Raw genomic sequence first — 14,808 nt, 5'->3', positions numbered from 1 at the left:
AATTTATTTGAAAAATAATTTAGTAAACCATGGATAGAAAATTGGTAGATACATGAATTAGACTCCTTCCTTTTCCTTCTCACTTATCTATTCGAAAAAAATTTCGAAAATGTACAACCAATTAAATTTATTTGAAAAATAATTTAGTAAACCACGGATAAAAAATTGGTAGATACATGAAGCAAACTCCTTTCTTTTTCCTCTTACTTATCTATTCGAAAAAAATTTCGAAAATGTACAACTAAATTAAATTTTATTTCAAAAATAATTTAGTGTACCATGAATAGAAAATCGGTAGATACATGAACTAGGCTCCTTTCTTTTCCTCTTACTTATCTATTCGAAAAAGAAGTCAAAAAAATAAGAATATCAGAAAATTTTCCGATATTCTTATTGATAAATTGATTCAAGTCTAACAGATATTAGACATTGAGATGTTTTTTAAGGGTTCTTCTGGCTGTTCGTGATACGGGGAAGTGCAAGCCTTCTAACAAGGTCACTTCTGTCGCAGTCATCTCTTCAATAGCCTGTAAACTGACCAACGTATTGCGATTGGCATAGACAAAGTAATCTTTTTCAGCCTTGGCAGCGATGTCCTTGAGACTACCATAAATGGTTTTGATAGAATGATTGGCATAGTAGACCTTGATACGATGGGATTCCACTGAGGTTTCAAAGGCTAAAATCTCATGGTAGGGCAGAGTAAAGCCCCGTCTTCCCTCAAAACTATAGGTGAAGAGACGCATATTTTCCCTCTTGTCCACTGCCAGTACATAGTCCAGACAGCGCTCCAGCTGATGACAGTAATCCTCCTCAGGCTGATCCTTGGAAATAAAATCCAAGGCAGACAAGTGGTAGCGAAAAGCTAGAGGCAAGGCCTCCGAGTGCGTGGACACAAAGACAATGCTTGTAAAAGGATCCCGCTCCCGAACCTGTTGAGCAACCTGAAAGCCCCGTTCACGCTCTCCATCAATCTCTAAATCCAATAAATAGAGTTGGTAATGGTCAAAATACTGAGAATACTTTTCAACATCTCCATAGTTTTTGGCAATATCAATTTCCAATCTTAAATTGCGAGAGCGACCAATATCTAGTAAAGTCTGCTCTATCCGTCCTTGCTGGACTCTATCATCTTCCAAAACTAAAATTCTCATTCCTCTCCCCCTCGTTTCTCATCCTTAAATGGCAATTCTAAATCTTGTCTAAAAGTCGTCTCTCCTAGCTGGGTATCTAAGTTTAAATCATAATGAAAAACCATATCCTCCAAGGTCGCTAAGCCCAGTCCACTGTGGTTACCCTTGGTCGAATAACCCTTTTGACTGAGAATACTGGGATTCAGTTCTTCTTTCTTACGAGTGTTTTCAATAATAAAACGGACACTCCTATCACCTGCCAACAAAGCAACCCGAATCTGCGGATTTTCCGCCTCACTGGCTGCCTCCAAGGCATTTGTCGTGAGGATAGAGAGGATACGGATAGCCTCCAACATCGGCAATGCCAGCTCTTCGACAACCCCCACCGTCTCCAAACTAAAATGAATTCCCTGATTATCTGCCACAATCATAGCTTTTGCCAAGGTATTGCGAATGGCTATATCATGGATATTATGAAGATTAAAGGCCGTGTAATCTGCCTTCCTCAGCTTTTCATTTGTCTTTAAAAAGACATCTTGATAAATGGTAGACACCTCAGCCATGTCTTGATTGGCTATGGCAGGCTCCATGCTGGCGATAATCCCCGCAAAATCATGACGGAAGCCTCGAACTTCATCATAGAGATGACCCAACTTATCCACCATTCCTTGCAAGGAACGATTTTCATCTTCCTGTCTCTGAATGGTCTGCTCATCACGATAAACCTGCTCCAAATGCTTGATGTAAAAGAGCCAAGAGAAAAAGAGAATGAAAATCAGGAGAGAAATGGTTGTGTCAAAACGAACGTAGAAAGGACTATTTATATTGGTCATAAACGAAGAGAATATCCTAAATCCAGTCAGAGGTAGGATAATGAAAAAACTCTTATGATAGTGGGTTTTGAAAGTATCTGAAAAAAATAAATCCAAATCCAAAGACCAACGCTTAATTATTTTACAACATAGAAATATTGATAATAAATCAAATACAGATCTATATAACGTGGAAAACGAATCTACAAAACAACAAGGCTCACCGGATAATACACGAATCCAAATTGTCAAAAATAAATAACGAATGCTTTGAAAGAAAAGAAAAAGATATAAGGAAAGAAAAAGTGCTTCTACTTTTCGCTTATGCAATACGAGTAAAAAAACACAGTAAAAGAAGAGAAGGATTCCTATATGAAATAATTCTCCAAATGTTTGACGAGCAGATAAACTAATTAAAAATACAATGAGCCAATAACGTTTTTTATAAAATTCTGGGGAAATTTGAGCGCCCAAATAAATAGTAGGCACCATGGTTGAAACGACTACCAACAGTATATATAGCACAGAAACTAAGAATTCTAAAATAATCATAAATAAATCTAATCTCTAACGAATACTGTGAATTTAAGCAAAGTGTCTACCCGTACTAAATAACTTATCGCACCATTTTACGGCATCTTCAAAAATCCCTCCACCATTCACTTCCTCCAAAACCTCTGGGGTTAACTCTTCAAATTGTTCCAATTCTACAAATGTGTTTTTCATTTCCATGACAGACTCCTTTTCATTATTTTATAGATAACTCTATCCCCTGCTCCATCTACAAAAGGCTTTAGTTTCCTTTTAAAATACAAGAAATCTAAAGCCTCCTGAAAATGGTATATTGGTTAGAGTGTTAATGATTAGTTGTGAAGATGTTATTTTTATTTAACCACGACCACTTTATAATATTCGTTTGAGTGTGGAGATTCAATCTTAATTTTTTCACCATAGAAACCATCGATTTCTTTATCCAGATAATCTGAAACTCCCGATGGCAAACGTTTCATCTTAAGAATCTCACCAGATTGACCCGCATAGGCTAGGATGTGATAGTGGGTTGTAGCCATACCATCATCAATCAATACAAAGTAACCTGTTTTGAGCTTACCTTGCTCATTTTCTAAATAGTATAGTTTATTGTTATTGATTGTAAAGCTGGTAGCTCCAAGACGAAGTCGTGCACCTGGATTTTCTAAATAGACATCATTGCCAACTTTTTTAATCTCTGAATAGGTGGTCATTTCTGGTAAATTTGTTACGCGACGACCATCTGCCCCAAAGTAATACCTGTTTGGTAAGTTTTGGAAATTCTTTATAACAGCTTTAGGATCAATTTCTTGTCCTTCTTCTTTATTATCCACTAAAGCTAAGGTAGTATTTGCAACCTCATCTCCATATTTATTAGAAAACTTCTTGAACTCTGGTCTGATATACCAAGCATTTTTTTCAATAATAACATCGTCACCTTTAGCATTTAGCAAATATTCTTGCCCATCTCCAAGTTTGACAATATCATGAATACTGTATCCAGCATCTTTTCTATTTGCTAGATAGCCATCCTTACCAATGACATAACTTTCCCCATCACTGGCTGGAACAGCTCTATCTGCAACCATAGCACCTGATTTTTCAAAGTAAGACCATTTACCATCTATGAACTCCCAACCTGTCATCATAGAACCACTAAAATGAAGATAGTACCATGTAGACCCTTCTTTGTACCAACCTGTACGCATGGCGCCACTATCTGCTAGTGAGTACCATGTGCTACCTTCCTTGTACCAGCCAGTACGCATAGCGCCACTATCTGCGAGCGAATACCAAGTGTTACCGTCTTTGAGCCAACCTGTCTGCATTTTACCAGTGCTGTCGAAGTGATACCATGAGCCAGCATTTTGTACCCATTTATCCTTAGCTAGACTGCCATCTTGTGAAAGATTCCAGTCAGCACCATTTTTAACCCAAGTATCTGCAGCCTGTGCTTGGTTGATAGATAAAAGCAGACCAGCACCTACAAGCAGACCAAGAGTGAGTAGTTTAGATTTTTTCATAGCCATTTCCTCCTTTATTGAATAGCTATAAGAGGACTTCCCCTCTTTATTTAGCTATATTCTAATACTTTTCATAATCAAAGTCAATAATATTGTGAAAAATTAGACAATATTACCAATATCTACGAATTGTATTTTGAGTAATACCGTATTGATTCATATAAGAAACATATTGACCTGGATATGGAGCATGAACTACCTTTCCACCACCAACATAAATACCTACATGGTCATTTGTCTCTTCACTATTATACAAAATCAAATCTCCAGCTTGTTGAGAACCATTACTTACATAGCTTCCTCCTGTTGCTTGACCATAGGTTACTCTAGGAATACTAATATCAAACTTAGCATGAATAGCCATCGTAAATCCTGAGCAATCTACGCCACTATTCAAATCTGCCCCACCCCAAACATATGGGATTTTTCCTACAAATGTCTTTGCGTATTCACCAAGTGCTTGCCCACGATTTTCTACCCATACACCACTTTCTCTAAAGAAGTATGGTGTACCATTCACACGCTGATAACCAGTGACCATAGCACCACTAGCAGATAAGTAGTAATAATTGCCATCAGGTTGAATCCAAGTATTTTCTTTCATCCATCCTTGGTCATCAAAATAGTACCACTTACCATCTAATTGTTCCCAATTTTTAGCATACCCACCTGAACCGTATTTAAACCACCATTTACCATTGGTTTGCATCCATGTTCCTTTCGGATCACGATATTGATTGAAAGCTTTCTTCTCTTGATTGCCCTCTGCTTGAGTTTCTTTATCTTCAAAACCAATCAATTTTACTTGATCAGCTTCTTCAGCTTTTATCTTGCCTTGATTAACTAATTGAGCAATCGCTTCTTTCTCACTTGCTGATGGGGAATCAGCATAGGCTACCGTAGTATTTGCTAGGAGAACGCCTCCTGCAAGAACTAACAAACTAGAATAAAGATATTTTTTCATCATAAAAATCCTTTCTTTTTCTCCTTTTTGAAGATTGATTTTTTCTGACTCTATTATATCCCTTATTTGTCCTCAGATTTCTACTGTCCCTAGAAAGACTAAATCTGTTCCTAAACGGTCACTTGAACCAAAGAAAAATTCCAAAGCAAATGCCTTGGAACTCCTATATCTACTCAACAATCACTTTTGTCATATCAAGAGCCATTGGTTGATAATATACATCAGGGTGCTTATTATCCCTAATAATCTCACCGTATTCAACAAAACCAAACGATTTATAAAAATTAATCACTTTATCTTCATTGACACTATCTAAATAAACCATTTTACCCCCTAAAATGCTCTGAGCTAATTGAATTTTTTCAACCACTAATTCCATAACTTGCTGACCAGTAATTTTATTAAAGTGTAAATTTCTACCAAATTGAGCAATCAAAAGACCAGGTATATAATTTAAGTTTCTAGCGTTTTTCCCACTTAAAACAAAAGATTTTTTGCTATCATTATCTAATTCTTGAACATTAACAATTTTTAATGTTAGTGTAAAAAAACCTAAAATCTCAAATCTCTCTCCTGATATCTCTTGATCAATAATAATAAAATTTCTCGATTTATGTGTCAGCTCTGTTGTAATTGCGTCATTTTTAAGATACTCTAACATATCCTCATTTTTACCAAACGACACTTGCTCAGAAACAATCTTAGAGAAGTTCTCACGGACTTTTTAACGTATTCTCCGTTCATTAGTATATTCAGGATTTCTAGTAATAACGGTTTGTCGTATGAATTTGATGACATCCCCTAGTGGTAAGGCATATAATTTCATACTTTATCTTACCAGCTTCTCTAGACCTAGTAAGGAAGGTTGTTCTTGTTTATCTGTATTCTTTTTGATAATATCAAGCAACAAATCAGTTGATTTAGAGGCTTGAATTTTTTCAAAATCTTCTTTTGTGAGTGTGATATCACGAGTAATACTAAATGTAGCCACGAGTATACTTCCTTTCTCTTCTAATAAGTCCATTATAACGTGTTTTTCCCATTTTTACAAGGATATCCGATATTCCTCATTTCTAAAAACCATCTACTTCCGTTGCCTTGGAACTCCGATTTCTATTTTGCTTGAATGATTTTCACCACATCTCCTACACTTTGGAGTTGGTCAATTTCTTCGTCGCTGATTTCGATATTAAATTCATCTTCCAGTGTCAAGATAAACTCCATCAAGTCGACTGAGTCCGCATCCAAATCGTCTTTCAGACTCAAGGATTCTGTCACGACAAAGTCCTCTCCCTGTCGCTCTTGGATAATGGTCACAATACGGTCAAAAATTTCTTTTTCTGTCATCTCTTTTATTCTCCTGAAAATTCACGCGCAGTCTGGGCAACTACGTCTGTTTCTAGCATGGTACGAATCTGGCGAATCGTACTATAAACAGCCTTGGCATCGCTTGAGCCATGAGTCTTGACAACCGGTGCCTTAACACCAAACAAGACCGCTCCACCAACATCTGAGTAGTTGAGCTGTTTTTTCAAACCTCTGAGGCTATCCTTGAGAAGGAGTGCGCCTAGTTTCGCTCGAAGACCACCACCTGTAATAGCTGTCTTGAGCAAGCCCATAATTCCCATGGCTGTCCCTTCAATGGATTTGAGCACAGCGTTTCCCGTGAAACCATCTGCCACGACAACATCCGCAACGCCATTCATCAAATCACGCGCTTCCACGTTTCCGATAAAGTTTAAACTTTCATCAGCCACTAGTAATTCATAGGTTTCCTTACGAAGCGGGTCGCCCTTACTACTCTCTGTTCCGTTATTGAGCAAGCCAACGCGTGGTTGCGTAATGCCACGAACATTTTTAGCATAGAAAGACCCTAGAACCGCGTATTGATGGAGGTGCTGGGCTGTATTTTCCGCATTAGCACCGAGGTCAAGCATGTCAAAACCTCTCCCATCTACAGTCGGTAAGGTAGACATGAGTCCAGGACGATCGATATTCTTGATGCGGCCCACGATGAAGAATCCTGCAGCCAACAAGGCACCTGTATTCCCAGCTGAAAGGACAGCGTCTGCTTCACCCTCTTTGACAGCCTTTGCTGCCAAGACCATACTGGCATTTTTCTTCTTCCGAATAGCTCTCGTAGGTTCATCGTCTGAATCAATCTTCTCATCCGTATGGATAATGCTGACGCGCTCTGTCGCTGTCAGATATTGCTTGATTTTAGCTTCATCTCCGTAGAGTTGAACCTCGATATCTGAAAAGTCAGCTAGGGCTTGATTGACACCCTCAACGATGGCTTGGGGTGCGTAATCGCCTCCCATGGCATCTACTGCGATTTTTTTCATTTCTTTTCCTCTTTTAGTAATTGTCCCCAGTCGGATAGGGAATCAATAAATTTCTTTGATTTTAGGTGAATCCCAACGTACTCTTCGTAGAGTTGATCCATAAATTGGCGTAGCTCTTGCTTGATTTCAGGATTGAGCGAAATGGTCTCCAAGGTCTCAAAATCAATGGCTTGAAACTGATTGAGCAAATAAGGGATATTGGGATTGAGATGGCAACGTCTCTCATCCTCATGATAATGCTCTGGACAGAGGCAGGCTCCATATTTGAAAGAAAAGTCAAAAGCCTGACCGATCCGATGGCAAAAGACACACTCATTAAAATTGAGGCTGATCCCAAATCGAGTCAAGATTTGAATTTCAAAAATATTAGTCAAAACCTGATAATCCAAGCCAGCTTCCATCAACTCCAAAGTCTTTTGCAAAAAAGCAAACAAGGGAGCATCCTGCTGATTGTCCTGCAAACTAGCATCTGCAAGAGCTGCCACATAGGTCGCATAGGCCATGACAAAGAGGTCACTATTAATCTTGGGAAAAGTCATCACCTCATGATAGTCCTCAATGTAACTGAGCCCGTCATCATTGATTCGTAAGAGAAATCGTGCCAGCACTAAGGGCTGAATAACAGGTGCCAGCTTAGACTGGCCAGTGTGTTTGACAAAAAACATGCGTTTGCCAGCCTGCTCTGTAAAAATCTTGACGAGCTTGTCATTCTCACGAAAATTGCGATTGTAGAGCACCAAGCCTTGACTCGTGATAGACTGAATCATGCTTCTCTCATGTACTCCTCAAGACGTTTCATGGCTTCTTTGATAGTCTCCATGCTGGCTGCATAAGACAGGCGAACATAACCTTCTCCATAACGCCCAAAGGCAGCACCAGGGATAAAGGCAACGGCCTTCTTCTGAGCAAAATCTTTCAGAAAAGCAAAAGAATCTTGATTATATCCTGCTGGAATCTTAGCAAAGATATAGAAGGCACCGTCTGGTTTGATAATCTCAAAACCAAGAGCAGTCATTTTCTCTATAATATAGTCCCGACGCTGGATGTATTCCTTCTTCATGGGCTCCGCATCATTTTTACCAGCCGTCAAGGCTTCCACCGCAGCATGTTGAGCCATAGTATTTGCGGCAGTCACCAAGTACTGGTGACTCTTAATCAACTGAGCTGTAAAGGCTGCAGGAGCGAAAATCAGTCCCAAACGCCATCCTGTCATGGCATGTGATTTAGATAGACCATTGATAATAATAGCCTGATCTCTCAACATAGTTCCCAGAGATACATGGGCTTCGCCTGTGTAGGTCAATTCTGAGTAAACCTCATCACAGACAACAAAAATTTCGTACTTGCGTAAAACAGCTGCCAAGGCCTCCAACTGCTCCCGACTGTAGGTAATGCCTGTCGGATTTGCTGGATAGTTGAGAATAACCGCCTTGAGCTTGTCACCCTGCTCCAAAATGGCCTTTTCCAACATCTCAGGAGTCAAGACAAAACCATTTTCAGTTGTGTCAATCTCGACAATCTCTGCCCCAACTAGATTGACAATTGGTTCATAACCCGGATAAGCAGGAGCTGGCAAGAGCACCTTGTCTCCCTCTTCCAAAATAGCTGTCAAAGTAGCAGATAAAGCCTCTGTCGCCCCAATTGTAACCAAGATTTCATTTTCAGGAGCATAGTCCAGTTGATACTTTTCCTTAACAAAATCACTGGCCGCCTGACGTAGAGTCAGCAGGCCACTCATCCCTGTATAGTAGGATTGGTTCTGGTCAATCGCTCGCTTGGCCGCCTCCTTGACATGGTCTGGCGTTGTAAAATCAGGTTCCCCCAAGGTCAAACGCAAGACCCCAGGAATCTCCGAAATAGCCTGGTCAAACTGACGAATCAACGAAACTTGAATCTTATCTAACTGTTTATTAAAGCGCTTAGTTAAGTCCATAGATACCTCCTACTGTAAAAACGTATCTCTATTATACTACAAAAGCCCCCCGACCGCAAAAATACATTAGAGAATAACGCTAGCATAACAAATTGAAGTGTGTTAATTTAAATTGATTACAACACTATGTTTTTAGAATACTCAATGAAAATCTCATGAGACTAGGAATCAAGGTGAAAGCATAACTCAAGTTAGGTAAGCCGAAGATGACAACGTATCATGAGATTTTCGACGAGTATTGAGGTTTTGATAATCTTCGTTACAACTATTCTAGCACCATTACTGATTACTATTACCGGTAATGTCATTTCTGAGTGGATAGTCAGAAAGTGGTTAGATAAGCGCGACAAAAAAATATAACCTGAGTTTAGTTTTAATGTAACTGAACAAAAAGAAATACCAGAGGTGGAGCTCTGGTATTTTTGTTTTTGCCAAGACTTCGTTACAGTTCTTGTAGGATTATTATAGCCATAATTAGCACTACTTGTCAAATAATTGTTAGCTCCACTTTCTATTTTACTTTTCTGATAAATAAGATTATAATAAGGGGTATTTATTTTCGGAGGTTTTTATGTCATTTCTATCAAAAAATGGAGCAGGTATCTTGGCCTGCCTTCTCATTTCCATCATATCTTGGTACTTAGGAGGGTTCTTCCCTGTTATTGGCGCGCCTGTCTTTGCAATTTTCATAGGCATGCTTCTCCATCCCTTTCTCTCGCCCTATAAACAACTGGATGCTGGATTGACCTTTAGTTCTAAAAAATTGCTCCAATATGCCGTTGTCTTGCTTGGTTTTGGTCTCAATATCTCGCAGGTCTTCGCAGTTGGCCAATCTTCGCTCCCTGTCATCCTGTCCACTATCTCAATAGCTCTGATTATTGCCTACTTCTTCCAGCGCTTCTTTGCACTGGATACAAAACTGGCTACCTTGGTTGGAGTAGGTTCTTCCATCTGTGGGGGTTCTGCCATTGCGGCGACAGCGCCTGTTATCCATGCTAAGGAAAAGGAAGTAGCCCAAGCTATCTCCGTTATCTTTTTCTTCAATGTCTTGGCTGCGCTCATCTTTCCAACCCTAGGCACCTGGCTTCATCTATCCAATGACGGCTTCGCCCTCTTTGCAGGGACTGCAGTCAACGATACTTCCTCTGTAACAGCCACAGCCAGCGCCTGGGACAGTCTCTACCAGACCAATACCCTCGAATCCGCAACCATTGTCAAACTCACGCGGACCCTGGCTATTATCCCCATCACTCTCTTTCTCTCCTACTGGCAAAGTCGCGAGCAAAAAAATAAGCAAGGTCTACAACTGAAAAAAGTCTTCCCACTTTTTATCCTCTACTTCATTCTCGCCTCTCTCCTTACCACACTACTCACCTCTCTCGGTGTGTCTAGTAGTTTCTTTACCCCTCTCAAACAACTCTCCAAATTCCTCATTATCATGGCCATGAGCGCTATCGGTCTCAAAACCAATCTAGTAGCTATGATCAAATCCAGCGGAAAATCCATTGTCCTCGGAGCCATCTGCTGGATTGCCATCATCCTCACTAGTCTTGGTATGCAGACCCTTATCGGTATCTTCTAACACAAAAGGTAGCCCATCAGCTACCTTTTTCTTATGCTTCCTCAATCAAGCGTGTATGTTCTCTCTTGATACAACGATTCATCACGATGTCATCACATCCACCAGCACGCAAAATCTCTTCTGCTTCTAGACTTTCAAGCCCGAGTTGTGCCCAAAAAATCTTAGCATCAGCCTTGAGAAAATCACGCGCCACATCTGGCAAAAACTCACTGCGACGGTAAACATTGACAATATCTATAGGAAAAGGAATCTCTGCTAGGCTAGCATAAGCCTTTTCACCCAAGATTTCGCCACCTGCCGCCTTAGGATTGACTGGAATAATTTTATAACCCCGAGCCTGCATTTCCTTAGTCACTCGATTGCTGGTTGTTTCCTCGCGGTCAGACAAGCCCACCACAGCAAGCGTTTTACTCGTTGCTAGATACTGACGAATCACGCCATCACTTGGATTGATAAATTCTTGACTCATAAAAATCCTCCTTTTTCATCAGTATAACACATTTTGAAAAGGCTTGCATAATTCTACTACAAAAAAGGAAGACTAGCTCCCTTTTTATTTAGCCTCGTACCAGGTTGCCCCTTCATTTTCATCTGCGATAAGGGGAACACTGAGTTGAATAGCTTCTTCCATAGTTTGTTTCACTAATTTTTTCATCTCTGCCAATTCAGATTTAGGAACCTCAAGGACGATTTCATCGTGCACTTGCAGAAGCATCTTAGTCTGATAACCACCTTCAACCAAGGCTTTATCCAGCTGGATCATAGCAATCTTGAGAATATCTGCTGCCGAACCCTGGATAGGTGAGTTGATAGCTGTCCGCTCCGCAAAACCACGAATGTTGAAGTTGCGAGAATTGATATCTGGCAACTCACGACGACGCTTGAAGAGGGTCTCTACATAGCCCTTATCACGCGCCTCACGCACCACTTCATCCATGTAGTTTTTAATACCTGGGAATCGTTCAAAGTAGGTATCAATATAGGCCTTGGCTTCCTTACGGCTAATGCCCAAATTATTAGACAAGCCAAAGTCTGAAATCCCGTAAACTACTCCAAAGTTAACGGCCTTGGCATTGCGACGGTCGTTTGCAGTCACATCCTCAGGACGCTCAATGCCAAAGACCCGCATGGCTGTCGAGGTATGGATATCCGCCCCCTCTTGGAAAGCCTTAATCAAGTGCTCGTCTTTAGAGATATGTGCTAAAACGCGCAATTCAATCTGTGAATAGTCCGAACTAAGCAGGACACTATCCTCCCACTCAGGCACAAAAGCCTTACGAATGAGACGCCCTTGTTCCAAACGAACAGGGATATTTTGCAAGTTTGGATCCACACTAGACAGACGCCCAGTCTGGGTCAAATCCTGCACATAGCGCGTATGAATCTTACCATCCGCCAAAATCCAGTCCTGCAAGCCAATCACATAAGTAGACTGAATCTTAGCAATCTGACGGTAGTCGAGAATTTTCTTAACGATCGGCGCAATAGGAGCTAGACGCTCCAAGACATCCACCGCTGTCGAATAACCGGTCTTAGTTTTCTTAGTGTATTCTAGAGGAAGTCCCAATTTTTCAAAGAGAAGGACGCCCAACTGCTTAGGCGAGTTGATATTAAACTCCTCACCAGCCAGCTCATAAATCTCCTGAGTGAGTTTTTCAATGACAAGCTCATTTTCAGTCTGCATTTCAAGCAAGGTCTCTTTCTTGACCGTAATCCCAGCAATTTCCATTTTAGCAAGGACAAAAGCCAGAGGTTGCTCCATATCATAAAGCAGCTCTAATTGCCCATTTTCGCTGAGTTTTTCAAGCAAAACAGGCTCAGTCTCAACCAAAACGGAAAGCTTACGAGCTAAATGCTCCAAGAATTTCTCACGTTCAGGAAGGGCCTTCTTGACACCCTTACCATAGAAAGTCTCATCATCAACCAAATAAGTCTGACCATAAAGACTCGCGATGGTCGCAATTTCATTGTCCTCCACAGTCGAAAGGAGGTATTTAGCCAAACGGCTGTCAAAAGCAGGCGCCTGCAAATCCACACCCAAACGATGCAAGAGAACTTTAGCCTTCTTAAAGTCATAAACTCTCAGAGGTGTTTTTTCTAAAAAGGCCTTGAAAATAGGCTCTTGCAAGAGCTCAAGCTTGTCTGTGGCATAGAGCTTATCTCCACAAGACCAAGCAAAACCAACCAAATCATCCGTATGGTAATTCTCACCAAAAAGCTCAAAGTGGAAGATAGACTCTTCAGTCAGCATATCTTGACTGATTTGGTCAACGATAGTAAAGTCCAAACTCTCAGCCACATCAGCTGACGATACATTTAAAGCCTGCTTGAGCTGTTTGAAGCCCATCTCATCGTAGAATTTCCCAAGATTTTCAATATCTGGACCACTATAGACCAAATCCTCCAAACCAATCTCAATCGGTGCCTTGGTATCAATGGTCGCTAGTGTTTTCGACAAAAAGGCCTGTTCCTTATCATTGATGAGATTTTCCTTCATCTTAGAAGCCTTCATCCCATCGATATTTTCATAAATCCCCTCGAGCGAGCCATGCTCCAGCAAGAGCTTGATACCCGTCTTTTCACCGATTTTGGTCACCCCAGGGATATTATCCGACTTATCCCCCATGAGCGCCTTGAGATCGATAAACTGCGTCGGTGTAATGCCCATCTTTTCCATGAGATAATCTGGCGTAAAGGCCTCAAACTCAGCCACACCTTTCTTGGAAATCTCAACCACCGTATGCTCATCCGTTAGCTGAATCAAATCCTTGTCCCCACTGACAATGGTAATATCAAAACCATCCTGCTCAGCTAGCTTATCCAGCGTCCCAATGATGTCGTCCGCCTCATACTGAGCAAGCTCATAGTGACGAATCCCCATATGATCCAGCAACTCACGAATGAAAGGAAATTGCTCACGAAACTCATCAGGAGTCTTAGCCCGACCACCCTTATAGTCCGCATACATCTCTGTACGGAAGGTCGTCTTTCCCGCATCAAAAGCCACCAAAATATGACTCGGCTCAACCCGCTCCAACAAATGGCTCAACATCAACTGAAAGCCATAAATCGCATTGGTATGCAAGCCAGCCGCATTCTTAAAACGGTCCAACTGCTGATATAGCGCAAAAAACGCCCGAAAAGCAACAGAAGACCCATCAATCAATAATAATTTTTTCTTATCCATACACCCATTATAAAGGAAAGCACCAAAAAATACCATTGGGAAGAGCCAGACCAAGCATTTTTCATACTTTTTCCGAATAAATAGATAGAGCCAGTGAATCTAGTAAACCTAGATTTAAAAATGTGCTATAATGAAAGGAGAAGAAATATGACTGTACGTCATCCGGGCATCAGCCCAACCAATGACTTGGTAGCTAAAAAAATATTTAGTAATCCAGAAATCACTTGTCAATTTATTCGCGATATGCTGGACTTGCCAGCAAAAAATGTGACCATTTTGGAGGGAAGTAACATTCATGTCTTGCCTTCCATACCTTATTCAGCCCAATATTTCTATACCAGTATAGATGTTTTAGCGGAGTTGGACAATGGCACTCAGGTAATCATTGAGATTCAGGTACATCATCAGAATTTTTTCATCAATCGCCTATGGGCTTATCTATGTAGTCAGGTCAATCAAAATCTCGAAAAAATTCGCCAACAAGAAGGCAATACTCACCAGAGCTATAAACACATCGCACCAGTATACGCCATTGCAATTGTGGATAGCAATTATTTCTCAGATGACTTAGCCTTTCACAGTTTTAGTATGCGCGAGGATACGACAGGTGAGGTTTTAACCATCACAAACAATGGTCAAGAAAACCATCTGGTCAAGATGGCGTTCTTGGAATTAAAAAAATATAGAGAAACCAGCAAAGACGAAGTTCGCAAGCCATGGTTGGAGTTTTTCGGGAATAAACCCTTTACTCAACAACCCGAGCGAGCCATCAGCCAAGCAGACCAACTGCTTGACTAC

Annotated in this window: 15 protein-coding genes; 2 read left to right on the top strand and 13 right to left on the bottom strand. The window is 40.7% G+C overall.

The window, feature by feature from the left end; genetic code table 11:
• Nucleotides 1–422: 422 nt before the first annotated feature.
• From SMSK597_RS06610 to SMSK597_RS06570, 11 genes are all read right to left on the bottom strand, one after another.
• Entirely contained in the window at nt 423–1,154 is a 732-nt protein-coding gene (locus SMSK597_RS06610; RefSeq protein WP_001221868.1) for a response regulator transcription factor, read from the bottom strand.
• On the bottom strand, nt 1,151–1,966 hold the full coding sequence (locus SMSK597_RS13785; protein WP_000181848.1) for a GHKL domain-containing protein: 816 nt from the start codon (nt 1,964–1,966) through the stop codon (nt 1,151–1,153). Before SMSK597_RS13785 ends, SMSK597_RS06610 begins: the two co-directional genes overlap by 4 nt.
• A 564-nt stretch (nt 1,967–2,530) precedes the next feature.
• Nucleotides 2,531–2,677, bottom strand: a complete 147-nt coding sequence (locus SMSK597_RS06605) for a smi_0057.1 family bacteriocin-like peptide (RefSeq protein ID WP_000425301.1) — start codon at nt 2,675–2,677, stop codon at nt 2,531–2,533.
• A 152-nt stretch (nt 2,678–2,829) separates the two neighbouring features.
• Nucleotides 2,830–3,999: a PspC-like choline-binding domain-containing protein gene (locus SMSK597_RS06600; RefSeq protein WP_000748706.1), complete on the bottom strand. Its 1,170-nt coding sequence runs from the start codon at nt 3,997–3,999 to the stop codon at nt 2,830–2,832.
• A gap of 112 nt (nt 4,000–4,111) precedes the next feature.
• Nucleotides 4,112–4,963 carry a C40 family peptidase gene (locus tag SMSK597_RS06595; protein ID WP_025169676.1) on the bottom strand — a complete coding sequence of 284 codons (852 nt, stop codon included), beginning with the start codon at nt 4,961–4,963 and terminating at the stop codon, nt 4,112–4,114.
• Nucleotides 4,964–5,132: 169 nt separating this feature from the next.
• Nucleotides 5,133–5,624 carry an N-acetyltransferase gene (locus tag SMSK597_RS06590; protein WP_000895388.1) on the bottom strand — a complete coding sequence of 164 codons (492 nt, stop codon included), beginning with the start codon at nt 5,622–5,624 and terminating at the stop codon, nt 5,133–5,135.
• A gap of 168 nt (nt 5,625–5,792) precedes the next feature.
• The gene (locus tag SMSK597_RS13285; RefSeq protein WP_102211087.1) at nt 5,793–5,987 is read right to left on the bottom strand and encodes a hypothetical protein; all 195 of its coding nucleotides are present in this window, start codon (nt 5,985–5,987) and stop codon (nt 5,793–5,795) included.
• Nucleotides 5,988–6,076: 89 nt separating this feature from the next.
• The gene (locus SMSK597_RS06585; protein WP_000136445.1) at nt 6,077–6,310 is read right to left on the bottom strand and encodes an acyl carrier protein; all 234 of its coding nucleotides are present in this window, start codon (nt 6,308–6,310) and stop codon (nt 6,077–6,079) included.
• Nucleotides 6,311–6,315: 5 nt separating this feature from the next.
• Nucleotides 6,316–7,308 (bottom strand): phosphate acyltransferase PlsX, encoded by a 993-nt coding sequence (gene plsX, locus SMSK597_RS06580; RefSeq protein ID WP_000717443.1) that lies wholly within the window; start codon nt 7,306–7,308, stop codon nt 6,316–6,318.
• Nucleotides 7,305–8,075, bottom strand: coding sequence for a DNA repair protein RecO (gene recO, locus SMSK597_RS06575; protein WP_000616173.1), 771 nt, complete (start codon nt 8,073–8,075; stop codon nt 7,305–7,307). The genes plsX and recO overlap by 4 nt, the downstream gene beginning before the upstream one ends.
• Entirely contained in the window at nt 8,072–9,241 is a 1,170-nt protein-coding gene (locus tag SMSK597_RS06570) for a pyridoxal phosphate-dependent aminotransferase (RefSeq protein WP_000366342.1), read from the bottom strand. Before SMSK597_RS06570 ends, recO begins: the two co-directional genes overlap by 4 nt.
• Before the next feature lie 571 nt (nt 9,242–9,812).
• On the opposite strand from SMSK597_RS06570, the gene SMSK597_RS06565 reads away from it, so the two are divergent.
• A complete protein-coding gene (locus SMSK597_RS06565) occupies nt 9,813–10,823 on the top strand; it encodes a YeiH family protein (protein WP_000009132.1) in 1,011 nt (336 codons plus the stop codon).
• 31 nt (nt 10,824–10,854) lie between these two features.
• Here SMSK597_RS06565 and SMSK597_RS06560 read toward each other — a convergent pair whose 3' ends face one another.
• Entirely contained in the window at nt 10,855–11,292 is a 438-nt protein-coding gene (locus tag SMSK597_RS06560) for a CoA-binding protein (RefSeq protein WP_000076471.1), read from the bottom strand.
• 84 nt (nt 11,293–11,376) lie between these two features.
• The gene (gene polA / locus SMSK597_RS06555; RefSeq protein ID WP_004237784.1) at nt 11,377–14,010 is read right to left on the bottom strand and encodes a DNA polymerase I; all 2,634 of its coding nucleotides are present in this window, start codon (nt 14,008–14,010) and stop codon (nt 11,377–11,379) included.
• Between the two features lie 147 nt (nt 14,011–14,157).
• Here polA and SMSK597_RS0102290 point away from each other — a divergent pair.
• Nucleotides 14,158–14,808, top strand: a 651-nt coding sequence (locus SMSK597_RS0102290) for a PD-(D/E)XK nuclease family transposase (protein WP_000218317.1), incomplete at its 3' end; no start/stop codon positions are given.

This window comes from Streptococcus mitis SK597, assembly GCF_000148545.1.
GTDB classification, from domain to species: domain Bacteria; phylum Bacillota; class Bacilli; order Lactobacillales; family Streptococcaceae; genus Streptococcus; species Streptococcus mitis_C.
This window is presented reverse-complemented; position numbering and strand designations above follow the sequence as displayed.

Coding starts and splice junctions, on each gene's coding strand:
- plsX (WP_000717443.1), bottom strand. CDS start 7,308: ATGAAAAAAATCGCAGTAGATGCCATGGGAGGCGATTACGCACCCCAA.
- SMSK597_RS06600 (WP_000748706.1), bottom strand. CDS start 3,999: ATGAAAAAATCTAAACTACTCACTCTTGGTCTGCTTGTAGGTGCTGGT.
- SMSK597_RS06605 (WP_000425301.1), bottom strand. CDS start 2,677: ATGGAAATGAAAAACACATTTGTAGAATTGGAACAATTTGAAGAGTTA.
- SMSK597_RS13785 (WP_000181848.1), bottom strand. CDS start 1,966: ATGACCAATATAAATAGTCCTTTCTACGTTCGTTTTGACACAACCATT.
- SMSK597_RS06570 (WP_000366342.1), bottom strand. CDS start 9,241: ATGGACTTAACTAAGCGCTTTAATAAACAGTTAGATAAGATTCAAGTT.
- SMSK597_RS06590 (WP_000895388.1), bottom strand. CDS start 5,624: ATGTTAGAGTATCTTAAAAATGACGCAATTACAACAGAGCTGACACAT.
- recO (WP_000616173.1), bottom strand. CDS start 8,075: ATGATTCAGTCTATCACGAGTCAAGGCTTGGTGCTCTACAATCGCAAT.
- SMSK597_RS06565 (WP_000009132.1), top strand. CDS start 9,813: ATGTCATTTCTATCAAAAAATGGAGCAGGTATCTTGGCCTGCCTTCTC.
- SMSK597_RS06585 (WP_000136445.1), bottom strand. CDS start 6,310: ATGACAGAAAAAGAAATTTTTGACCGTATTGTGACCATTATCCAAGAG.
- SMSK597_RS13285 (WP_102211087.1), bottom strand. CDS start 5,987: ATGGACTTATTAGAAGAGAAAGGAAGTATACTCGTGGCTACATTTAGT.
- SMSK597_RS06560 (WP_000076471.1), bottom strand. CDS start 11,292: ATGAGTCAAGAATTTATCAATCCAAGTGATGGCGTGATTCGTCAGTAT.
- SMSK597_RS06610 (WP_001221868.1), bottom strand. CDS start 1,154: ATGAGAATTTTAGTTTTGGAAGATGATAGAGTCCAGCAAGGACGGATA.
- SMSK597_RS06595 (WP_025169676.1), bottom strand. CDS start 4,963: ATGAAAAAATATCTTTATTCTAGTTTGTTAGTTCTTGCAGGAGGCGTT.
- polA (WP_004237784.1), bottom strand. CDS start 14,010: ATGGATAAGAAAAAATTATTATTGATTGATGGGTCTTCTGTTGCTTTT.